The following is a 21,229-nucleotide window of genomic DNA, read 5'->3' as shown; positions in this document are numbered from 1 at the left end:
TGCGGGCGCTCAGACCGCGGCGGTCTCGCGCGCCTCGTCGTGGAGCATCCACTGGTCCGGGCCCAGGATCTCGTAGGCCACGCTGCGCCCCGGGACGCCCTGGGCGATCACGGCGGAGCGGACGGCCTGCATGAAGGGCAGCGGGCCGCACAGCACCACCTGGGCGTCGGCCGGGATCCGCACGGCGCCGAGGTCCATGAACCCGTCGTGGTCGCCGTCCCCCGGGGTCTCCATCCAGGTCTCCAGGCGGGCGTGGGGCAGCTCGGCGACCAGCATCTCGTGCAGCTCCCGCAGCGCCCAGTCCTCCGCCGAGCGGTCGGCGTGCAGGACGAGGACCTGCCGCTGCGACTCCTGGCGGACGAGCCGGTCCAGGAACGCCAGCATGGGGGTCACGCCGATGCCGGCGGAGGCCAGCACGAGCGGCCCCTCCCCCTCCGGGAGCACCACGTCCCCGTAGGGGTTGGAGACCCGCAGGACGTCGCCCACCTGCACGTCGTGGCAGAGCACCGGGGTGACCTCGCCGCGCTCGTCGAGTCGCACGGCGATCCGGCGGGTCCCCTCGGGCCCGGGCACCAGCGTGAACTGCCGCGGCTGGTCCACGCCGTCGGGCATCCGCACCTCGACGGTCACGTACTGGCCGGCCACCGCGGGGGTCATCGGGGTGCCGTCGGCGGGCTCGAGGGTGATCGCCGTGGTGGTGGTCCCGGTCTGCTCCTTGGCCGCGACCCGGAACGGGGCGAAGACCACGCTGTTCGCCTGGCCCGCGTAGAGGCCCTCCTCGATCTTGATCAGGGCGTCGGCCATCAGCCAGTACACCTCGTCCCAGGCGGCCACGACCTCGGGCGTCGCGGCGTCGCCGAGGTCCCGGGCGATCGCGCCGAAGAGGTGCTCGTGGACGATCGGGTAGTGCTGGGGCAGCACGCCCAGGGACGCGTGCTTGTGCGCCACGCGGGAGAGCAGCTCGTCCGGGTAGCCCTCGGGGTGGGTCAGCAGCCAGGAGGCGAACATCGCGATGGAGCCGGCGAGGGCCTGCGCCTGGGTCCCGTTCTTCTGGTTGGAGCGGCTGAACATGCCGTCCAGCAGATCGGGGCGCGCCTCGAACATGGACCGGTAGAACTCGGGGGTGATGAACGGGATGCGCTCGGCGACGACGCCGATGGTCTGCTCGATGACGGGACGGGACTGGTCGGACAGCACGGTTGCCTCCTGGGGAGCCGGTGGATGACTCCTCAAAAGTAGCATCTCAAATGCTTGATTACGTCATCGGCGGCGGCGCGCCCCCCGCGGTGGCCGCCGGCGGCTCGGGCGGGCGCAGCCCGATGGACACCAGCACCGGGCCCACCTGCCGCTCGCTCACGAGGTCCCGCACCCGCACGTCGTCGAGCGCGCCGTAGAAGGCCTCCCGCGCGTCCGCGAGGGCGCGGCGCAGCCGGCACCCGCGGTCCAGCGGGCAGTCGCCGCCGGCCGACTCGCACTCGACCATCGCGGAGCCCGCCTCCAGCTCGCGCAGGAGCGAGCCAACGGTGGCGTCCAGGCCGGCGGGGGTGATCGACACCCCGCCGGTGCGGCCGCGGCTCGAGGCCAGCAGCCCGAGCCCGCTCAGCCGGCCCACGGTCTTGGTCACGTGGTGGTAGGGGGCGCCCACGCCCTCGGCGATGGCGCGCGTGGTGAGCTTCTCCCCCTCGGGGACGGCTCCTGTCAGCAGCAGGACGCGCAGGGCGATGTCCGAGAACGCGGTCAGCCGCACGGCGGGGTCCTCCGGTCGCTCATGGCGGCTCCTTCCGAGACCTCGCGCGTCCCGGCCGGCCGCGGGAGCGCCCCCATTGTCCCACGCGGGCGGCGGACACGGACGAGGGGCCTCCCGGCACGGGAGACCCCTCGTCCGACCGCCGGCCCCGGGGCGCCGCAGCACCCCGGGACGGGGATCACGCCTGGTTCAGGCGGTCCTCCAGCCCGGCACGCTGCTCGAGGATGGGCTCGGGCACGTGGCCGAGCCGGTGGAACCACTCGTCGATGCTGGGCAGCTCGGCCCGCCACTCCTCGACATCGACCTTGAGGGCGGCCTCGAGCTCCTCGTCCGAGACGTCCAGGCCGGTGAGGTCGAGGTCCTCCTTGGTGGGCACGATGCCGATCGGGGTCTCCCGGCCGCCGGCCGTGCCCTCGAGGCGGTCGAAGATCCACTTGACCACGCGGGAGTTCTCGCCGAAGCCCGGCCAGGCGAAGCCGCCGCTCGGGGTGCGGCGGAACCAGTTGACGTAGAAGACCTTCGGCATGTCGTCCTCGCCGATGCGCTCGCCGACCTCGACCCAGTGCTCGAGGTAGTCGTTGGCGTTGTAGCCGATGAACGGGAGCATGGCCATGGGGTCGCGCCGGACGACGCCCACGGCGCCCTTCGCGGCGGCGGTGGTCTCCGAGGACAGCGTGGCGCCCTGGAACACCCCGTGCTCCCAGCCGAAGGACTGGGACACGAGCGGGATGGTGGTCTTGCGGCGGCCGCCGAAGACGATCGCGGACAGCGGCACGCCCTCCGGGTCGTCGTACTCGGGGGCGAGGATGTCGGCCTGCTTGATCGGGGTGCAGAAGCGCGAGTTCGGGTGCGCGGCGGGACGGCCGCTCTCCGGGGTCCAGTCACGGCCCTTCCAGTCGGTCAGGTGCTCGGGCGTCTCGTCCGTCATGCCCTCCCACCAGACGCCGCCGTCGTCGGTGAGCGCCACGTTGGTGAAGATCGTGTTGCCCCGGGCGATGGCGCGCATGGCGTTGGGGTTGGTGGGCCACCCCGTGCCCGGAGCCACGCCGAACAGACCGGCCTCCGGATTGGTCACCCGGGCCTGGCCGTCCTTGCCGAAGCGGATCCAGGAGATGTCGTCGCCGACCATCTCGGCCTTCCAGCCCTCGAGCGTGGGCTCGAGCATCGCGAAGTTGGTCTTGCCGCAGGCCGAGGGGAAGGCCGCGGAGATGAACCGGCTCCTGCCCTCGGGGTTCGTGACCTTGAGGATGAGCATGTGCTCGGCCAGCCAGCCCTCGTCGTGGGCGATGGCGGAGGCGATGCGCAGGGCGTAGCACTTCTTGCCGAGCAGGGCGTTGCCCCCGTACCCGGAGCCGAAGGACCAGACGGCCCGGTCCTCGGGGAAGTGCACGATGTACTTGGCGGGGTTGCAGGGCCAGGGCACGTCCTGCTCGCCCGGGGCCAGCGGGGCGCCCAGCGAGTGCAGGCACTCGACGAAGAAGCCGTTCTGCTCGGTCATCTTCTCCAGCACCGGGGTGCCGATGGTCGCCATGATGCGCATGGAGCACACCACGTAGGCGGAGTCGGTGATCTCCACGCCGTAGCTCGGCCGCGAGGCCTCCAGGTGGCCCATGACGAAGGGGATGACGTACATCGTGCGCCCGCGCATGGCGCCGCGGAACTTCTTGCGCAGGGAGCTGCGCATCACCTCCGGGTCCTCCCAGTTGTTGGTGGGGCCCGCCCCCTTCTCGGTCTTGGTGCAGATGAAGGTGCGCTCCTCGACCCGGGCGACGTCGTCCGGGTCCGAGAACGCGGCGAAGGAGTTGGGGAACTTCTCCTCGTCCAGGCGGACGAAGGTGCCGGCGTCCACGAGCTCGTCGGTGAGCTGCGTCCACTCGGCCTCCGAGCCGTCGACCCAGTGGATGCGGTCCGGCTGGGTCAGCTCCGCCATCTCCCGCACCCACGAGAGGAGGTGCGCATGGGTGGTGGGCGCGCTGTCCAGCGCGTCCTTCACAGCCTCGTTCAGCCCGGTGGTCTCCGTCGTTGCAGTGGGGTTGTCAGCCATTGACATGTCTCCTCGTTGAGGCCGTCCGCCGACCGCCCGGGGCTCTCGTGGTGGTGCTCGTCGTCGAACACTCGACCCGGTGTCACCGGGCCCACAGTGAGCGGCGTGGAGGTGGGCGGCCGGTCTCTACTGTGATGTGGGTCCATCGTATCGCCCCGGCCCCGGCCGCCCCAGCAGGGTTACGCGCGCCGCGGCCCGTCGCGCCGGGTGCCGGGCGGGGCGCCCCCGGATTTTGCGCAGCCGGGGGCCGCATGTAGAGTGATGTCCGGTTTGAACGGCGGTGACGCCGGGACGCCGATGCGCCTGTAGCTCAACGGATAGAGCATCTGACTACGGATCAGAAGGTTGGGGGTTCGAATCCCTTCGGGCGCACCATCCACGAAAGAGCCCCTCACCGGCGGAGACGCCGGTGAGGGGCTTCTTCGTACCCGGCCGCTGCGGCCCGGGCCGCGGACGGCTCAGGCCGGGGCCGCGGCGAGCGCCCGGACGTCTCCCCCGGCGCGCCCCACGAGGCCGCGGGTCACCACGGTGTCGAGCCCCGGGAGGGCGGCCAGACGCAGCGCCAGGCGCCGCGCCTGGCGGCGGGCGCGGGAGGACGGCAGGAACCACTGCGCCCCGCCGCGGGCGACGCGCTGCTTCTCCGCCACGACCGGCCGCCAGACCCGCTCCCAGCCCGTCAGCGCCTCCTCGACCGATCCGGCGCGGTCGAGCCGCTCGGCGAGCAGCCACGCCCCGGCGATCCCCAGCGAGGCGCCCTGGCCGCCCAGCAGGGACACCGCCTGGCCCGAGTCCCCGAGCAGCACGACCCGGCCGCTGCTCCACCACGGCAGCTCGATCTGCACCACCTGGTCGTAGTAGAGCCGGTCCCCGCCGGGACAGGCCTCCAGGACGCGGGGCACGATCCAGCCCAGCGAGCCGTGGACGGCACGCAGGGTGCCCCGGGGGTCGGCCGGCAGGGACGGTGCGGCGGCCCGGTGCACGGCGAACACCGCCAGGCGCCCGTCGCGCAGCCCGTAGAATCCCATCGCCCGGTCGACGCTGTCCGTGAGGCAGAAGCGGTCGCCGACCTGCCGGCACGCCTCCGGGTCGTCGACCACGAACGCCGCCGTGTGCAGGCCCAGCCAGCGGCGGAAGCGCTCCTCGGGCCCGAACGCGGAGCGCCGCACCGCCGAGTGCACCCCGTCCGCGCCGACCACCAGGTCGGCGTCGAGCACCGTGCCGTCGTCGAGCACCGCGCCCGCCCCGCCGGGCCGCTGCCGGACCCCGACGACGCGCCGGCCGTAGCGGAGCTCCGCGACGCCCCGGGCGTGCTCGCGCAGGACCCGCTCGAGGTCGGGGCGCATCACGCTGACCAGGTGCCCGTCGAGGGCGTGGGCGAACCGGGCGAACGGCAGCCCGGCCCGGTCGCGGCCGCGGTCGTCCACGTAGCTGAGCCGCTCGACCCGGTAGCCGAGCTCCAGGACCGCCGGCAGCACGCCCATCTCCTCGGCGGCGTCCCAGCCGGGGCCGAAGAAGTCCATCATGTAGCCCTGCTCCCGCAGGCGCGGCGCCCGTTCCAGGACCACCACCTCCCAGCCCCGCCGGCCCAGGCACCCGGCCAGGGCCAGTCCCGCGATGCCCGCCCCGCAGACGACCGCGCGCACGGCCGGCGCCGCTCAGTACCGGTCGCCGACGGCTGCCACGCCGTCCAGCAGGGTCAGGTCCTCGGCCGTCAGGCGCAGGTCCGCGGCCGCGGCGTCCTCCCGCAGGTGGCCGGGGTCGGTGGTGCCGGGGATCGGCAGCACGTGCTCGCCGCGCACCGTGGTCCAGGCGATCGCGACCGCCGCGGGCGAGGTCCCGTGCCGGCCGGCGACCTCGCGGAGGGGCGCCAGCACGGCGTCCTCGTTGGCGGCCATGGCCTCCGGCGTGAACCGGGGGTTGCGCGAGCGGAAGTCGGAGCCGGAGAACTCCCGGCCCGCGAGGGCGCCGGAGAGGTAGCCGCGGCCCAGCGGGGAGAAGGGGACGAACACCGCCCCGTGCTCGGCGCACCACCCGATGACGTCCCCGGAGGGGTCCCCGTCGGCGGTGGGGCCAGACCCCTCGGGGTTGCGGGTCCACAGGGAGTACTCCGACTGGACGGCCGCGACCGGGTGGATGGCGTGCGCCCGCTCGGCCTGCTCCGTGCTGACCTCGGAGAGCCCCAGGTGGCGCACCTTGCCCGCGGTCACGAGCTCGCCCATCGCGCCCCAGGTGTCCTCGAGGGGCACGTCGGGGTCCACGCGGTGCAGGTAGTAGAGGTCCACCGCGTCGGTGCGCAGCCGGCGCAGGCTGTCCTCGATCGAGCGGCGCACCTCGTCCGGGTGCCCGCAGCGCTCCGTCCGGGGCGGCTCCAGGGAGGCCGCGCGCAGCCCGGTCTTGGAGCAGAGGAACACCTCGTCCCGGCGCGGGGCGAGGGCGGCGTCGACGAGCTCCTCGTTGGCTCCCCCGCCGTAGAGCACCGCCGTGTCCACCACGTTCATGCCGAGGTCCACCGCGAGCCCGAGCACCTCGTGCTTGCGCCGCTCGGTCAGCCCGTGCCGGTCGTAGACCCAGCTCAGGCCCATGGCCCCGAACCCGATCGCGCCCACGCGGTCCCCGGACGGGGTGAATTCGATCTGTCGCATCCAGTGCTCCTTCGTCGGTCCGGCCGCCGCGCCGGCGCCCGGAGGACCGCCGGTCAGCGGTCTCCCGCGGACGGTCGCGGCACCGTGAAGTCCACCAGGCGGGCGTCGGCGCCGTCCAGTCCGGCCCAGGTGCCGGGAACCTCCAGGACCGCCAGCCCGGAGGTGGGGCAGCCGTCGGCGAGGGCCATGACGGCGTCGTAGTCGGAGTCCGGTGTGGCCAGGCGGAGGGCGGCGTCGCGCAGACCGGGCAGGTGGCCGATGAGCAGCAGGGACTCCACGGTGTCCGGCACGTGGTTGAGTACCGCGATGATCCGGCTGTCCTGGGCCGCGTAGAGGGACTCGTCGAGCCGGGCGGTCGGGGCGAGGTCGCCGAGCTCGCTGCACACCCACGTGCAGGTCTGGCGTGCGCGCAGGGCGCTCGAGCACAGGATCATGTCCGGCACGTGCCCGTTCGCCAGCAGCCAGCGCCCCGCGGCGGCGGCGTCCGCGGCCCCGCCGCGGTCCAGGGGGCGGTCGTGGTCGGCCACGCCCCACGGGTGCTCGGCCTCCGCGTGGCGCATGAGGACGAGCTTCTTCCGGTCGTGGCGGGTCATCGATTCATGATGCCACGCGTCCGCCGGGCACGGAGCGACCCCGGCTCCTCCGCGTCGCGGGACGGAACCGGGGCCTGCACGGATCGGGGACGCGGATCAGATGGAGTACTCGGGGGCCGCCCACACGACGACCTCGGGGTGCTCGTAGAAGCGGTAGCCCTGCCCGCGGACGGTGCGCACGGTGTTCGCGAGCCGGCCGAGCTTGGAGCGCAGGCGCCGGATGTGCACGTCGATGGTCCGCTCGTTGGGCACCTCCTCGGAGTCGCGCCACAGGCTGTGCAGCAGCTCGTGGCGGCCCACGGTCCGGCTGCCGTTCTCCACGAGGTAGTTCAGCAGCTCGAACTCCTTGAACGTGAGGTTCAGGAGGCCGCCGTCGAGGAAGACCTCCCGGCGGGAGAGGTCGATGAGCACCCCGGTGGACTGGCTGGTCTTCGTCTCGGGCGCCGGCGCGGGCGCGGCGGGCGCCGTGGGCCGCACGGCCCCCGAGGTGGGGTCGCCCAGGGCGTTGCGCACGACCTCGAGGTCGGTGCCGGCGGTGTTGGCGGGAGCCAGCGCCACGGCGGCGTAGGAGTCGGCCTGCGGGACCAGCTGCTGGGCGTACGCCCGGATGCTCTGGACCATCTTGACCAGCGAGGTGCCGCTGGCCGCCGCGGTCTCCTCGTCGAGACCCACGTAGATCACGAACCCGCGCGCCTCGTTCTCCTGCACCTGCGGACGCGGCGCCGTGTCCCGCTGCAGGCGGGTGGGGAGCGGGGTCTCGCCCGGCGCGGCCGACATGGGGCCGATCGTGCTCCGGAGGCTGCGGTAGTCGGCGGGGGCGGTCTGCCCCCGCTCGGGGGCCGCGGCCGGACCGCGGACAGCACGGGCCTCGCTCGTGCGGTTGCGCTGGGAAATGTGCACGTATCCCGGTGTGCCTGGCATCTGGTGCCCCTCGTCTTTCCGTCGTGCGGCGGACGAGGTTCCGTCCGCCTGAGTCGATCCGCCCCTCGGAACGGCCCCGCCGCTCCCAGCTCCCGAACCGGCCCGCTCCGTGGTGGTCGGGGAGGGTCCCCGCGAAGCTGGCAAATTCCTGACAGTGGCGTTGCTCTCATGGTCCACCAGCCCCCTGGATCCCGCAAGTAATATTCGAGGCGTTATCTCACGATGCGAGATTCGAACGACGGCTGTCCAAGTGCTCCGCCAAAATGAACCTCCTTCACCTTGCGGCTGTGATGCCGTTTTCCGTCCGACCCCCGGGATATCAGACCTCTGGGACCATCCGGGGGCTTTTCCGCCCCTCAAGCAGGTCCCGATCCTGTTGTCAAGACGGCTTCGTCGGTGAACTCTTCGTCTCACGATGTGAACACGTGGCCGGAGGTCGAAAAAAGGCCCGCCGAGGACGTCGGCGGGCCTTTTCAGCGCGTGGTCTGCGGTGTCACGGGACGGCGGTCAGTCGACCACGCCGTAGAGCCGGTCCCCGGCGTCCCCGAGGCCCGGGACGATGTAGGCGTTCTCGTCGAGCCGTTCGTCCCTCGCAGCCAGGACGATGTTGACCTCGGAGTCCCCCAGCTCCTCCTCGAGGGCGGCCAGGCCCTCGGGGGCGGCCAGGAGGCAGACGCACGTGATCTGCTCGGCCCCGCGGCGGTAGAGGAACTTGATCGCCTCCCGCAGCGTCCCGCCCGTGGCCAGCATCGGGTCGAGGACGAAGACCTGGCGGCCGGTGAGGTCGTCGGGCAGCCGCTCGGCGTAGGTGATGATGTCGAGGGTGTCCTCGTTGCGGGCCATGCCGAGGAAGCCCACCTCGGCCGTGGGGATCAGCCGGGTCATGCCCTCGAGCATGCCCAGGCCCGCACGGAGGATCGGCACGACCAGCGGCCGTGGCTTCGACAGCCCCACGCCCGTGGTGCGCGTGACCGGCGTGTCGATCTCCACCGGTTCCACGCGGACGCCCCGGGTGGCCTCGTACGCGAGCAGCGTCACGAGCTCCTCGACGAGCAGGCGGAACACCGGGGACGTGGTGTTCTTGTCCCGGAGCACGGTCAGTTTGTGTGCCACCAATGGGTGGTCGAGAACGGTCACTCGCATGGACCAAAATTACCATCGGGCCACGGGGGCGCCCCGCCCCCTCGCCGGACCCCGCCCGGCCCGGCGACCCGCCCAGGAGGAGAACCGCATGGCACTGCCCCCGCGCACCCGCTCCGAGGCCCGGGCGGAGGAGTGGATGCGGCTGGCCCTCGCCGAGGCCCGGGCGGCGCTCAGGACGCAGGACGTGCCGATCGGCGCCGTCGTGGTCGGCCCGGACGGGACGGTGGTCGGCCGGGGCCGCAACCGCCGGGAGGCCAACGGCGACCCCACCGCCCACGCCGAGATCCTGGCGCTGCGCGACGCCGCCCGCGCCCTGGGCTCGTGGCGGCTGGACGGCTGCACGCTGGTGGTGACCCTCGAGCCCTGCGCGATGTGCGCGGGCGGGATCGTCCTGGCCCGCGTGCCCCGCGTGGTCCTGGGCGCGTGGGACGACAAGGCCGGGGCGGCCGGCTCCGTCCTCGACGTGCTCCGGGAGCGGCGGCTCAACCACTGGGTGGAGGTGACCGGCGGCGTGCTGGCCGAGGAGTGCTCCCGGCTGCTCCTCGACTTCTTCGCGGAGCACCGGCGCGGCGGGGACGACAGCGCCGGGCCCGCCGCTCCCGGTCCCGCCGGCCCCGCGGGTTTTGGCGGTTGAGCTCGCCAGCCGGTACAGTACTGCGAGCTGGTGACGTGTCCGAGCGGCCGAAGGTGCATCACTCGAAATGATGTTTGGTGTAAGAGCCAACGAGGGTTCAAATCCCTCCGTCACCGCCAGTCGGGAAGGCCCCGGGTCCTGAGGGATCCGGGGCCTTCCGCATGCCCGCCCGCCGGTCCCGCCCCGTCCGGCGCCCCCGGAGGACGTGGACGGCCCCGGCCCGGGGCGGCCGGCGGCGGGGAGCGCGGGCCGCCGTTGGATACCGTGGTGGCGATCACCACGCCCGCCGTGCGGCGGGCCCGGACGGAAACGGAAGAGGGGCAGCATGACGACGTCGGCGCAGGCAGTCGGACACCTGGGAGCGGACGGGGAGGAGTACCCGGACGCGTACTTCGTGCGGCTGTACCGCACCCAGTTCCGCTCGACGCTGCACTCGCAGGGCGCCTGGAGCGAGGCCGAGCAGCACATGGGCGCCGCCTCCGGGCTGCTCGCCCACGCCGTGGAGGCCGACCACCCCCGCGCGGACCTCCTGCCCGTGCGCTTCTCCTACGACATCCTCGGCTTCATCCCCGGCGGCGAGGTCGAGGTGACCACGCGCGTGGTCCGCCCGGGCCGCACCATCGAGCTGGTCGAGGCCACCATGAGCCACGCCGGGCGCTCCTGCATCCGGCTGAGCGTGTGGCGGCTGCTCCGGGGCGAGACCGCCGACACCGCCGGCACGCACCGGGAGGCCCTGCCGCCGGTGGGCGACGCCCTGCCCGCCACGATGACCGGGCGGTGGCCGGGCGGCTACATCGCCTCCCTCGAGGGCCGCACCGTGCGCGAGCACCGGCCCGGCCGGGCGGCCATGTGGCTGCGCGCGCCGCACGCCGTCGTCGCCGGGGAGGAGTCCTCCACCACGGCGCGGTTCCTGGCGGCCGTGGACGCCGCCAACGGCATCGCCGTGCGGGTGGGCCCCGACGAGATGGTCTTCCCCAACGTGGACCTGAGCGTGCACCTGGTCCGGGAGCCGGTCTCCCCGTGGGTGGGCCTCGACACGCACGTCACCTTCGGCGACACCGGCGTGGGCCTCACCGAGTCCGCGCTGCACGACGAGGCCGGCTACCTGGGCCAGGTCGCCCAGTCCCTGACGATCCGGCCGCTCCCGGTCTCCGGCTGAGCCGAGCCGGACGGGCCGGGCGCGGGCCCCGGCCCGTCGGTGGGCGCCGCCGCGCGACCGTACAATGGGGCGGGATTTCCGACGTCGAGACCAGGGGCGACCGCGCCCCGAGGAGGACACCCAGTGAGCAGCATCAACATCACCGTGATCGACCGCGAGGGCAACCGCACCGAGGGCGTCGAGTGGAAGGACTACGAGAGCCTCATGGAGGCCCTCACCCGCCACAAGTACCCGATCCTCGCGACCTGCGGCGGCAACGCGTCCTGCTCCACCTGCCACTCCTACCTCGACCAGACCTCCTTCTCGAAGGCCAACGAGATCAACGACGAGGAGGAGGACCTCCTCGACATGCTCGACGACACCCGCCACGACACCTCCCGGCTCAGCTGCCAGGTCGAGTGGGCGGAGGAGCTCGACGGCGCCGAGGTCACCATCGCCCCCGAGTGGTGAGCCCCCCGTCCCCGCGGGGACGCCCCCGCCAGCCCTGACCAGACCCCGGACGGACCGGCCTCGCCGGCGCGCAGGAAAGTGGACCATGACCGACATCCGCGAGGACCTCACCACCCGCGCCGCCTACGTCTCGGACGCGTCGATCTACCGGCGGCTGCCCGAGGCGGTGGCCGAGCCGCGCAGCGTCGAGGAGGTCCGCGAGCTGCTGGCGCTGGCGAAGGAGCGGGGCTGGTCGGTGGTCTCCCGCGGCGGCGGCACCTCCGTGGCGGGCAACGCGATCGGCGACGGGCTGGTCATCGACACCTCCCGGCACTTCAACAGGATCCTGTCGATCGACCCCGAGGCGATGACCGCCACGATCGAGCCCGGGGTGATCTGCGACCAGCTGCGCTCCGCGGCGTCCGAGTTCGGCCTCACCTACGGACCCGACCCCTCGACGCACTCGCGGTGCACGATCGGCGGGATGGTCGCCAACAACGCCTGCGGCTCCCACTCCGTGGCGTGGGGCACGTCCGCGGACAACCTGGTCTCGCTGAAGGTCATGCTCGCCGACGGCCGGGTGGTGGAGCTGCACGAGGGCGGCACCTCCGAGCCGGGGATCGACCGGGCGCTGACCGGGATCCGGGACCGGCACCTGGCCATGCTGCGCACCGAGCTCGGCCAGTTCCCGCGCCAGGTCTCCGGGTACGGGCTGCACTACCTGCTCGGCGAGAAGGGCTTCGACGCCGCCAAGGCCTTCGCCGGCACGGAGGGCACCTGTGGGGTCATCACCGAGCTCACGGTCCGTCTGGTCCGCAGGCCCGCCCACACGGCCCTGGCCGTGCTGGGCTTCGAGGACGCGTTCGAGGCCGCCACGGCGGCGCCGAAGCTGCGCGTGCCCGGGGTGTACACCATCGAGGGCATGGGCGCGGACCTGCTCGACGCCCTGCGCACCCGGCAGGGCCAGGAGCACGCCGGCGGCGAGCTGCCCCGCGGCGGCGGCTGGCTCTACTGCGAGGTCGGCGCGGACACCCTCGAGGAGGCCGAGGCGGCCGCCCGCACCCTGCCGGGGCTCGTCCCGGAGAACGTCGTGGACTCCGTGATCGTCTCCGACGCGGGGCAGGCCCGCGCCCTGTGGCGGATCCGCGAGGCCGGCGCCGGGATCGTCACCCGCCTGCCCGACGGCGGGGAGGCCTGGCCGGGGTGGGAGGACTCCGCGGTGCCCCGGCGCGCCTGGGCGAGTACCTGCGCGACCTCTACGACCTGCTGCACGAGCTGGGCCTCACCGGCATCCCCTTCGGGCACTTCGGGGAGGGCTGCGTGCACATCCGCATCTCCTTCGACCTCGGCACCGAGGAGGGGATGGCGACCTATCGCACGTTCATCGAGCGCGCCGCGCGGCTCGTGCACCGCTACGGCGGCTCGGTCTCCGGCGAGCACGGCGACGGCCGCGCCCGGTCCGAGCTGCTGGCCACGATCTACTCCCCCGAGGCCCTGGCCGCCTTCGCGGCGTTCAAGGCCGTCTTCGACCCGGACGGCGTCTTCAACCCCGGCGTGCTCGTGGACCCGGAGCCCATCGACCAGGGCGTGCGCCCCGGGCCCGGCGCCCGCACGTTCGAGCTGACGCCCGTGCATGCGTTCTCCCGCGACGGCGGCTCGTTCTCCAGCGCGGTCAACCGGTGCGTGGGCGTGGGCTCCTGCCGCTCCGACGTCGGCGCCATGTGCCCGTCCTTCCAGGCGACCCACGACGAGGTGCACTCGACCCGCGGCCGCGCCCGGTCCCTCGCCGAGATGCTGCGCGGGGAGTCCATCACGGACGGCTGGAAGTCGAAGGAGACCCTCGAGGCCCTCGACCTGTGCCTGTCCTGCAAGGCCTGCGCGTCCGAGTGCCCGGTCAACGTGGACATGGCGACGTACAAGGCCGAGTTCCTGCACCACCACTACCGGCACGGCCTGAGCTCCTTCCTGGGCCGGAACCGGCGGCCGATGGCCCACTTCACGATGGGCTGGATGCCGCTGCTGATGCGGATCGTGGAGAAGGTGCCCCTCTCCTTCCGGCTGATCAACCTCCTCGAGTCCCACCGCGGCGTCGAGGAGCTGACCAAGCGGCTCGGCGGGATCGAGCCGAGGCGGCGGATGATCACCTTCGCCGAGCAGCCGCTCACCCGGTGGTTCCGCGGCCGTCCCGCCGCGCGGTCCGGGGGCGGGCCCGCCGAGGCCCGACCGTCCGTGGTGCTGTGGCCGGACACGTTCACGAACTTCTCCGCCGACGCCCCCGGCCGGGCCGCCGTGGAGGTGCTCGAGGCCATGGGCTACCGGGTGCTGATGCCCATGGGCAACGTCTGCTGCGGGCTGACCTGGCACTCCACCGGGCAGCTGGAGATGACGCAGAAGGTGCTTCGCCAGACCCTGGACGTGATGGAGCCGCTGATCGAGGCCGGGTACCCGATCATCGGGCTCGAGCCCTCGTGCACGGTCATGCTCCAGGAGGAGATCACCGAGCTGCTCCCCGGCGACCCCCGGGCCCGGCGGGTCACCGAGCTGACGACGACGATCGGCGCGTTCGCGGCCCGCCACCTGGCCGAGGGCGGCGCGTGGCCGTTCCGGGAGCTGGCCACCGAGGCGGGCCCCGCCGGCGCCGTGTGCCAGGTCCACTGCCACCAGCAGTCCATGAGCGGCTACGGCCCGGAGCTGGAGGTCCTCGCGAAGCTGGGCGTGGACACTGCCGTGGTCGGCGGCGGGTGCTGCGGGCTCGCGGGCAACTGGGGCTTCGAGCCCGGCCACTACGAGGTCTCGCAGACCCTCGGCGAGCGGGAGCTGTTCCCCGCGATCCGCAGTGCGGCGGACGGGACGATCGTGCTCGCCGACGGCTTCTCGTGCCGCACCCAGATCGCCCAGGGCACGGGCGCGGACGGCGTCCACCTCGCCGAGGTGATGCGCGCGGCGCTGCCCCCGGCGGAGCCCGGCGAGCGGTAGCCCCGCTGGGAGCGGCCCCGGCCGGGGCGGGCGCCGCCTCCGGCAGCGGTGTCGGTGGCCCTGCCTAGAATGAAGCACCTGGGAGGGATCCCTTCCCGGGACGTGGTACGCCACGACGTCCGTCCGAGGAGGATATCCCCCCGTGTCTTCGCTCTCCCCCGCCCCCCGCCCCGTCCTGGGAGCCCTCGCCCTCGCCGCAGCCCTGCTCCTCACCGCCTGCGCGGGCGAGGAGCCGGAGCAGACCGGCACCGCCGACGCCCCCGCCGAGAGCGGGCCGGCCCCGACCTCGGCGGCGACCCCGGAGACCGCCCCGGCCACCGGGACGGAGGACACCACGGCCCCGGCCGAGGACCGGACCGGCGGGCAGGGCACCGCCGGTCCGGCGGAGGACCCGGCGGCGGAGGACCCGGCGGCGGAGGACCCGGCGGCGGAGCCCGCCGCGGACGGGCCGGACGAGGCTGCGGCGGAGCGGACGGACGGCGGCGCCCCCGACGCCGGCGCGGAGGGCGACGGCACGGCCGCCCGCGGCGGCACCGCGGGCACCCGCACCGGCGGCTCGCCCCTGTGCACCACCTCCCGGCTCGAGGTCGCGGCCGCCCCCGTGGGCGGCGCCGCCGGCTCCGTCCACGTGGACGTCGTCCTCACCAACGCGGGCGAGGACCCGTGCACGCTCGCCGGCTACGCCGGGGTGTCCTTCGTCGACGCCGACGGCACGATGATCGGCTCCCCGGCCCTGCGGGACGCCACCGTCCCCGGCACCGGGCAGGTCCTGGCACCCGGGGAGTCCGTCACCGCCGGCCTGCGCATCAGCCAGGCCGGCAACCACCCGACCTGCGACGCCCGGACCGCCACCGGTCTGCGCGTCTACCCGCCCGAGAACACGGAGTCCGTCGTGATCCCCTTCCCCGTGGAGGCCTGCGGCGATCCGCGGATCCACCAGCTCGAGATCCAGGGCTTTGGCGCCTGAACCAGCCCTGAGCCTGTTCACCGAGCACACCCGGGCCTGGTTCTCGGGTGCGTTCGCCGCGCCCACCGCCGCCCAGGAGGGCGCGTGGCGGGCCATCGCCGCGCGGCGCCACGCCCTGATCGTGGCGCCCACCGGCTCGGGCAAGACCCTGGCCGCGTTCCTGTGGGCCCTGGACCGGTTCGTGGCGGAGGCCGCGCCCGGCGCCGGGACGCCGGCCGCCGGGCCCGCCCCCGGCCCTGCGGGCGGCGCCCCGGCCCCCGGCGGGACCCTGCGGGCCAAGGCCCGCTCCGCGAGCGCCGCGGGCGAGCGGCGCGGGACCCGCGTCCTCTACATCTCCCCGCTCAAGGCCCTGGGCGTGGACGTGGAGCGCAACCTGCGGGCCCCCCTGATCGGCATCTCGCAGACTGCCCGGCACGCCGGGATCGAGCCGCCGGAGATCAGCGTGGGCGTCCGCTCCGGAGACACACCGCAGGCGATCCGGCGGGCCCTGCTCACGAACCCCCCGGACATCCTCATCACCACCCCCGAGTCGCTGTACCTGATGCTGACCTCCAAGGCGCGGGAGACCCTCACGGACGTGCAGACGGTCATCGTGGACGAGGTGCACGCCGTGGCCGGCACCAAGCGGGGCGCGCACCTGGCGCTCACACTCGAACGGCTGGACGCCCTGCTGGAGCAGCCGGTGCAGCGCATCGGGCTGTCCGCGACCGTCGAGCCGATCGAGACGGTCGCCCGGTTCCTGGGCGGCCGGGAGCCGGTCACCGTCGTCGCGCCGCGCACGGAGAAGACGTGGGACCTCACCGTCTCGGTGCCCATCCCGGACATGACCGTGCTGGGCGGGCCGAGCGCCTCGCCGTCCCTGGCCGGCTCGGCCTTCGGGGACGACGACCTCGACGCCCTCGCCCCCACGACCACGGCGTCGATCTGGCCGCACGTCGAGGAGCGGGTCGTGGACCTGGTGCTCGAGAACCGGTCGACCATCGTGTTCGCCAACTCCCGCGGCCTCGCCGAGAAGCTCACCGCGCGGCTCAACGAGATCTACGCGTTCCGCGTGGAGCACGCGGACCCGCACGACGGGCCCCGGGACGGCGCCCCCGCGGACGGCGCCGGTCCGGGCGACGACGGGGCGCCGGGGCCCCCTGCCGGCTCCGCGCCCCAGCAGGTCGGGGACGTGCTGCGCTCCGCCCTCGCCGGGCAGGAGCCGGCCGCGGCCCGCGGGCCCGCCGCCCCCGAGCCCGCGGACCTGCGCCGGCAGACCGGCCGCTACGAGGGCGCGGCGCCGGTGCTGGCCCGCGCCCACCACGGGTCGGTCTCGAAGGACCAGCGGGCGGTGATCGAGGACGACCTCAAGACCGGACGGCTGCGCTGCGTGGTGGCCACCTCCTCCCTGGAGCTGGGCATCGACATGGGCGCGGTGGACCTGGTGGTCCAGATCGAGGCCCCGCCCTCGGCGGCCTCGGGCCTCCAGCGCGTGGGCCGCGCCGGCCACCAGGTGGGCGAGGTCTCGCGCGGCTGGTTCTACCCGAAGCACCGCGGGGACCTGCTGGACGCCGCGGTCACGGTGGAGCGGATGCTGCAGGGACGGATCGAGCCGCTCGCGGTCCCGCTCAACCCCCTGGACGTCCTGGCCCAGCAGACGGTCGCGGCGACCGCGCTGGGGCCGATCGACGTCGAGGAGTGGTTCGACACCGTCCGCCGGTCCTGCCCGTTCCTGACCCTGCCCCGCTCCGCCTACGACGCGACCCTGGACCTGCTCGCGGGCCGCTACCCGTCCGACGAGTTCGCCGAGCTGCGCCCGCGGATCGTGTGGGACCGGGATACCGGCACCATCGAGGGCCGGCCCGGGGCGCAGCGCCTGGCCGTGACCTCCGGCGGCACGATCCCGGACCGCGGCCTGTTCGCGGTCTACCTCGTGGGCGAGCAGGACGGGAAGAACTCCCGGCGGGTGGGCGAGCTCGACGAGGAGATGGTCTACGAGTCCCGCGTGGGGGACGTGATCGCCCTAGGCGCCTCGAGCTGGCGGATCGAGGAGATCACCCACGACCGCGTCATCGTCTCCCCCGCCCCCGGCGTGCCGGGCAAGCTCCCGTTCTGGCACGGCGACGGCCCCGGCCGGCCCGTGGAGCTGGGCCGCGCGGTGGGCCGGTTCAACCGCGAGATCGCCGGGGCCTCCGCGGAGGACGCCCGCGCCCGGCTGCGCGCGGCCGGTCTCGACGAGTGGGCCGCCGACAACCTGCTGGCCTACGTGGGCGAGCAGAAGGAGGCCGTGGGGCAGGTCCCGTCGGACCGGCTGTTCGTCGTCGAACGCTTCCACGACGAGCTCGGGGACTGGCGCGTGGTGCTGCACTCCCCGTTCGGGATGCCCGTGCACGCCCCGTGGGCGCTGGCCGTGGGGGCCCGGCTGCACGAGCGGTACGGCCTCGACGGCTCCGCGCAGGCCGCCGACGACGGGATCGTGCTGCGCGTGCCGGCCATGGAGGACGAGCCCCCGGGCGCGGAGCTGTTCCTCTTCGACGCCGACGAGCTCGACCAGATCGTCACCGAGGAGGTGGGCGGCTCCGCGCTGTTCGCCTCCCGGTTCCGGGAGTGCGCCGCCCGGGCCCTGCTGCTGCCCCGGCGCGACCCCGGCCGGCGCTCCCCGCTGTGGCAGCAGCGCCAGCGCTCGGCGCAGCTGCTGGACGTCGCCCGGAAGTACCCGCAGTTCCCGATCATCCTCGAGACGATCCGCGAGTGCCTCCAGGACGTCTACGACCTGCCCGCGCTCAAGGAGCTGCACCGGGCGGTCGAGCGGCGCGCGATCCGGGTGGTCGAGACCACCACGGAGCAGCCCTCGCCCTTCGCCCGGACCCTGCTCTTCGGCTACGTGGCCCAGTTCCTCTACGAGGGCGACTCCCCGCTGGCGGAGCGCAAGGCGGCCGTCCTGTCCCTCGACGCCGCCCTGCTCAACGAGCTCCTGGGCCGCGCCGAGCTGCGGGAGCTGCTGGACCCCGACGTCATCGAGCGCACGGAGGCGGAGCTGCAGCGACTGGCCCCGGACCGGCGGCTGCGCGGGGTCGAGGGCGCGGCCGACCTGCTGCGCCTGCTCGGCCCGCTCACCACCGCCGAGGCCGTCCGCCGGCTCCAGGACCCCGGGGACCCGGAGTCCGCGTGCTCCGAGGACGTCGCCGCCGGGTGGCTCGAGCAGCTCGTGGCCGCCAACCGCGCCCTGCGCGTGCACCTGCGCGGCGTCGAGCACTGGGCCGCGATCGAGGACGCCTCCCGGCTGCGCGACGCGCTCGGCGTGCCCCTGCCCATGGGGGTGCCGCTGGCCTTCGTGGAACCGGTCGAGGACCCGCTGGCCGACCTCGTCTCCCGCTACGCCCGCACCCACGGGCCGTTCACCGTGGACGAGGCCGCGGCGCGGCTCGGGCTGGGCACGGCCGTGGTGCGCACCACGCTGGAGCGGCTGGCCGCGGACCGGCGCGTGGTCGAGGGCGAGTTCCGGCCGGTGCGCCCCGACGGCGGCGGGGCCGGCCCGGCGGCCTCCGAGTGGTGCGAGTCCGAGGTGCTGCGCCGGATCCGGCGCCGCTCGCTGGCCGCGCTGCGCCGGGACGTTGAGCCCGTCTCCGGGCAGGTCTACGCCCGGTTCCTGCCGGCCTGGCAGCACGTGGGCCGGGGCCACCAGCTGCGCGGCGAGGACGGGGTGCTGACGGTGGTGGACCAGCTCGCGGGCGTCGCCGTCCCCGCCTCGGCCTGGGAGCCGCTGGTGCTCGCCGCCCGGGTGGCGGACTACCGGCCCGAGCTGCTGGACGAGCTGACCGCCACCGGGGAGATCCTGTGGTCCGGGGCCGGGTCCCTGGCGGGCGACGACGGATGGGTGTCGCTGCACCTGAGCGAGGCGGCCCAGCTCACCCTGCCCCCGGCCGAGACCCTCGAGGTCGCGGCGGCGGCCCTGGACTCCACGCTGGAGCGGCGGGTCCTCGACGTCCTGGCCCCCGGCGGCGCGTGGTTCTTCCCGCAGCTGCTGGGCCTGCTCGACGCCGCCGGGGACCCGGTTCCCGCCCCGGCGCTGACCACCGCGCTGTGGAACCTCGTCTGGTCCGGGCTGATCACCAACGACACCTTCCTGCCCGTGCGCACCCTGCTCTCCGGCGGGCAGGCCGCCCACCGGCACCGGGCCCAGGCCCCGCGGGGACGCACCACGTCCCGCCGGGGCGCCGCCCGGCTGCGGCCCGGCGCGGCCTCCCGCCCGGGGATCGGCGGGGCGCTGCGTGCCCCGGCGCGGGCGGCCACCCTGGAGCGCCACGACTCCCCGCTCGTGGCCGGGCGCTGGTCGATGCTGCGCCCCGAGCCCCTCGACCCCACGCTGCGGGCGTCGGCCACCGCGGAGCTGCTCATGGACCGCTACGGCGTGGTGACCAAGGGCCCCGTGGCGGTCGAGGAGCTCCCCGGCGGCTTCGCCACCGTCTACAAGGTGCTCTCCACGCTCGAGGACACGGGCCGGGCCCGCCGCGGCTACTTCATCGAGGGCCTGGGCGCCGCCCAGTTCGCGCAGGCCGCCACGGTGGACCACCTGCGCACGTTCAGCACCGACGACCAGGTCCGCGCCGAGGAGCCCGTGGCGCTGGCGCTCGCCGCGACCGACCCCGCCAACCCCTACGGGGCGGCCCTCGAGTGGCCGGAGCCCGTGTCCGTGCCCGCCCCGGACGGCCGGGACGCGCCCGCGGGGCGGCACCGGCCCGGGCGCAAGGCGGGCGCCGTCGTCGTGCTCGTGGACGGCGCCCTGGCCCTGTACGTGGAGCGCGGCGGGCGGACCGTGCTCGCGTTCACCGACGACGCGGCCGCCCTGGCCGCCGCCGGACCCGCCGTGGCCGAGATCGTCCGCCGGGGCGCGGTGGACAAGCTGACCGTCGAGAAGGTCAACGGCGCCGGGGTCCTGGGGCACGGCCCCGTCGAGACCGCGGTGCGGGAGTCCCTGCTGGCCGGCGGGTTCTACTCGACGCCGCGCGGCCTGAGGATGCGCCGATGAGCGCGGACCCGAGCACCGGGGGCGGCCGTGCCCGAGGGTGACACCGTCTACCGCCAGGCCGTCCTGCTGCGCCGCGCCCTGGCCGGGAGGATCCTGACCCGCAGCGACCTCCGGTTCCCGTCGATCGCCACCGCGGACCTCTCGGGGCGCACCGTGACCGAGGTGGTGCCGCGGGGCAAGCACCTGCTGGTCCGCACCGACGGCGGGCCCGACGGCCTGCCCCCGCTCACCCTGCACTCCCACCTGCTCATGGAGGGCATGTGGCACGTCTACCCGCGGGGCGCCCGGTGGCGGCGCCCCGGCCACCAGGCGCGGGCGGTGCTCGAGAACGCGGCCGCGCAGGCCGTCGGCTTCGACCTCGGCATGCTGGACCTCGTGGCCACCGCCGACGAGGACGAGCTCGTGGGCCACCTCGGCCCGGACCTGCTGGGCCCCGACTGGGACCGGGCGGAGGCCCTGGCCCGGCTCGCCCGCCACCCGCTCCGGCGCGTGGGGGCCGCGCTGATGGACCAGCGCAACCTCGCCGGCATCGGCAACGTCTACCGCAACGAGATCCTGTTCCTCCAGCGGCTGCACCCCTTCACCCCGGTGGCCGAGGTCCCGGTCCTCGGCGCGGTCGTGGACCTCTCCCACCGGCTGCTGCACGTCAACCGGGACCGCTCGCAGCGCTCCACGGTGGGGGGCCCGGCCCGTCGCGGCGAGCAGTTCTGGGTCTACGGCCGCGGCCGGCAGCCGTGCCGCCGGTGCGGGGCCCCGGTCCGGGAGGCGCGGATCGACGACGCCGAGCTCGTGCCCGGCGAGCCGTACCCCGGGCCGCCGCGGGACCGGGCGGTGTGGTTCTGCGAGCGCTGCCAGCCCCTCCCCTCCTGAGTCCGGCCGCCGCGGCTTATCATGAGATCGCCGCCCCAGCGGCCCGACACCATGAGGAGGCACCATCAACACGACCCTGCTCGGCGCAGAGTACTT

General features: G+C 74.6%; 15 protein-coding genes, 2 tRNA genes and 1 pseudogene. 10 read left to right on the top strand and 8 right to left on the bottom strand.

Annotated features, from left to right (window positions below):
* Positions 1-9: 9 nt before the first annotated feature.
* From EQG70_RS03955 to EQG70_RS03945, 3 genes are all read right to left on the bottom strand, one after another.
* A complete protein-coding gene (locus tag EQG70_RS03955; protein ID WP_017833928.1) occupies positions 10-1,197 on the bottom strand; it encodes a globin domain-containing protein in 1,188 nt (395 codons plus the stop codon).
* Positions 1,198-1,255: 58 nt separating this feature from the next.
* Positions 1,256-1,747 (bottom strand): RrF2 family transcriptional regulator, encoded by a 492-nt coding sequence (locus EQG70_RS03950; RefSeq protein ID WP_017833927.1) that lies wholly within the window; start codon positions 1,745-1,747, stop codon positions 1,256-1,258.
* A 178-nt stretch (positions 1,748-1,925) separates the two neighbouring features.
* The gene (locus EQG70_RS03945) at positions 1,926-3,791 is read right to left on the bottom strand and encodes a phosphoenolpyruvate carboxykinase (GTP) (protein ID WP_017833926.1); all 1,866 of its coding nucleotides are present in this window, start codon (positions 3,789-3,791) and stop codon (positions 1,926-1,928) included.
* A gap of 299 nt (positions 3,792-4,090) precedes the next feature.
* On the opposite strand from EQG70_RS03945, the gene EQG70_RS03940 reads away from it, so the two are divergent.
* Positions 4,091-4,166: transfer RNA gene (locus tag EQG70_RS03940), tRNA-Arg, on the top strand.
* A gap of 83 nt (positions 4,167-4,249) precedes the next feature.
* Here EQG70_RS03940 and EQG70_RS03935 read toward each other — a convergent pair.
* The 5 genes from EQG70_RS03935 to upp all read right to left on the bottom strand — a co-directional run bounded on the left by EQG70_RS03935 (position 4,250) and on the right by upp (position 9,090).
* Complete coding sequence (locus tag EQG70_RS03935; RefSeq protein ID WP_109268495.1) at positions 4,250-5,434, bottom strand: FAD-dependent monooxygenase; 1,185 nt, start codon at positions 5,432-5,434, stop codon at positions 4,250-4,252.
* 12 nt (positions 5,435-5,446) lie between these two features.
* A complete protein-coding gene (locus EQG70_RS03930; RefSeq protein WP_109268496.1) occupies positions 5,447-6,433 on the bottom strand; it encodes an aldo/keto reductase in 987 nt (328 codons plus the stop codon).
* 53 nt (positions 6,434-6,486) lie between these two features.
* The gene (locus EQG70_RS03925; protein ID WP_017833923.1) at positions 6,487-7,026 is read right to left on the bottom strand and encodes a SixA phosphatase family protein; all 540 of its coding nucleotides are present in this window, start codon (positions 7,024-7,026) and stop codon (positions 6,487-6,489) included.
* A gap of 96 nt (positions 7,027-7,122) precedes the next feature.
* Entirely contained in the window at positions 7,123-7,947 is an 825-nt protein-coding gene (locus EQG70_RS03920) for a winged helix-turn-helix domain-containing protein (protein ID WP_035927744.1), read from the bottom strand.
* Positions 7,948-8,454: 507 nt separating this feature from the next.
* Positions 8,455-9,090 carry a uracil phosphoribosyltransferase gene (gene upp / locus EQG70_RS03915; RefSeq protein ID WP_031283230.1) on the bottom strand — a complete coding sequence of 212 codons (636 nt, stop codon included), beginning with the start codon at positions 9,088-9,090 and terminating at the stop codon, positions 8,455-8,457.
* A gap of 88 nt (positions 9,091-9,178) precedes the next feature.
* Here upp and tadA point away from each other — a divergent pair, with 88 nt between their 5' ends.
* The 9 genes and pseudogenes from tadA to EQG70_RS03875 all read left to right on the top strand — a co-directional run bounded on the left by tadA (position 9,179) and on the right by EQG70_RS03875 (position 21,133).
* A complete protein-coding gene (tadA, locus tag EQG70_RS03910) occupies positions 9,179-9,724 on the top strand; it encodes a tRNA adenosine(34) deaminase TadA (protein ID WP_109268497.1) in 546 nt (181 codons plus the stop codon).
* A 29-nt stretch (positions 9,725-9,753) separates the two neighbouring features.
* Positions 9,754-9,843 (top strand) — tRNA-Ser (locus EQG70_RS03905).
* Between the two features lie 206 nt (positions 9,844-10,049).
* The gene (locus EQG70_RS03900; RefSeq protein WP_109268498.1) at positions 10,050-10,883 is read left to right on the top strand and encodes a thioesterase family protein; all 834 of its coding nucleotides are present in this window, start codon (positions 10,050-10,052) and stop codon (positions 10,881-10,883) included.
* Between the two features lie 123 nt (positions 10,884-11,006).
* Positions 11,007-11,333: a 2Fe-2S iron-sulfur cluster-binding protein gene (locus EQG70_RS03895; RefSeq protein WP_017833918.1), complete on the top strand. Its 327-nt coding sequence runs from the start codon at positions 11,007-11,009 to the stop codon at positions 11,331-11,333.
* 85 nt (positions 11,334-11,418) lie between these two features.
* Positions 11,419-13,266: pseudogene (locus tag EQG70_RS18880) on the top strand (FAD-binding and (Fe-S)-binding domain-containing protein); the annotation flags it as partial.
* Positions 13,267-13,298: 32 nt separating this feature from the next.
* Positions 13,299-14,288 carry a (Fe-S)-binding protein gene (locus tag EQG70_RS18875; protein WP_419095660.1) on the top strand — a complete coding sequence of 330 codons (990 nt, stop codon included), beginning with the start codon at positions 13,299-13,301 and terminating at the stop codon, positions 14,286-14,288.
* A 142-nt stretch (positions 14,289-14,430) separates the two neighbouring features.
* On the top strand, positions 14,431-15,255 hold the full coding sequence (locus EQG70_RS03885) for a DUF4232 domain-containing protein (protein ID WP_109268499.1): 825 nt from the start codon (positions 14,431-14,433) through the stop codon (positions 15,253-15,255).
* Entirely contained in the window at positions 15,245-20,263 is a 5,019-nt protein-coding gene (locus EQG70_RS03880; protein ID WP_109268500.1) for an Lhr family ATP-dependent helicase, read from the top strand. The genes EQG70_RS03885 and EQG70_RS03880 overlap by 11 nt, the downstream gene beginning before the upstream one ends.
* 27 nt (positions 20,264-20,290) lie before the next feature.
* Positions 20,291-21,133: a DNA-formamidopyrimidine glycosylase family protein gene (locus tag EQG70_RS03875; RefSeq protein ID WP_109268501.1), complete on the top strand. Its 843-nt coding sequence runs from the start codon at positions 20,291-20,293 to the stop codon at positions 21,131-21,133.
* Positions 21,134-21,229: the final 96 nt, after the last annotated feature.

This window comes from Kocuria rosea, from assembly GCF_006094695.1.
GTDB lineage: Bacteria > Actinomycetota > Actinomycetes > Actinomycetales > Micrococcaceae > Kocuria > Kocuria rosea.
Note: the sequence above shows the minus strand (reverse complement) of the source record. Positions and strands in the feature narration are given on the sequence as shown.

Coding starts and splice junctions, on each gene's coding strand:
- EQG70_RS03945 (WP_017833926.1), bottom strand. CDS start 3,791: ATGGCTGACAACCCCACTGCAACGACGGAGACCACCGGGCTGAACGAG.
- EQG70_RS03930 (WP_109268496.1), bottom strand. CDS start 6,433: ATGCGACAGATCGAATTCACCCCGTCCGGGGACCGCGTGGGCGCGATC.
- EQG70_RS03925 (WP_017833923.1), bottom strand. CDS start 7,026: ATGACCCGCCACGACCGGAAGAAGCTCGTCCTCATGCGCCACGCGGAG.
- EQG70_RS03920 (WP_035927744.1), bottom strand. CDS start 7,947: ATGCCAGGCACACCGGGATACGTGCACATTTCCCAGCGCAACCGCACG.
- upp (WP_031283230.1), bottom strand. CDS start 9,090: ATGCGAGTGACCGTTCTCGACCACCCATTGGTGGCACACAAACTGACC.
- tadA (WP_109268497.1), top strand. CDS start 9,179: ATGGCACTGCCCCCGCGCACCCGCTCCGAGGCCCGGGCGGAGGAGTGG.
- EQG70_RS03900 (WP_109268498.1), top strand. CDS start 10,050: ATGACGACGTCGGCGCAGGCAGTCGGACACCTGGGAGCGGACGGGGAG.
- EQG70_RS18875 (WP_419095660.1), top strand. CDS start 13,299: ATGGCCCACTTCACGATGGGCTGGATGCCGCTGCTGATGCGGATCGTG.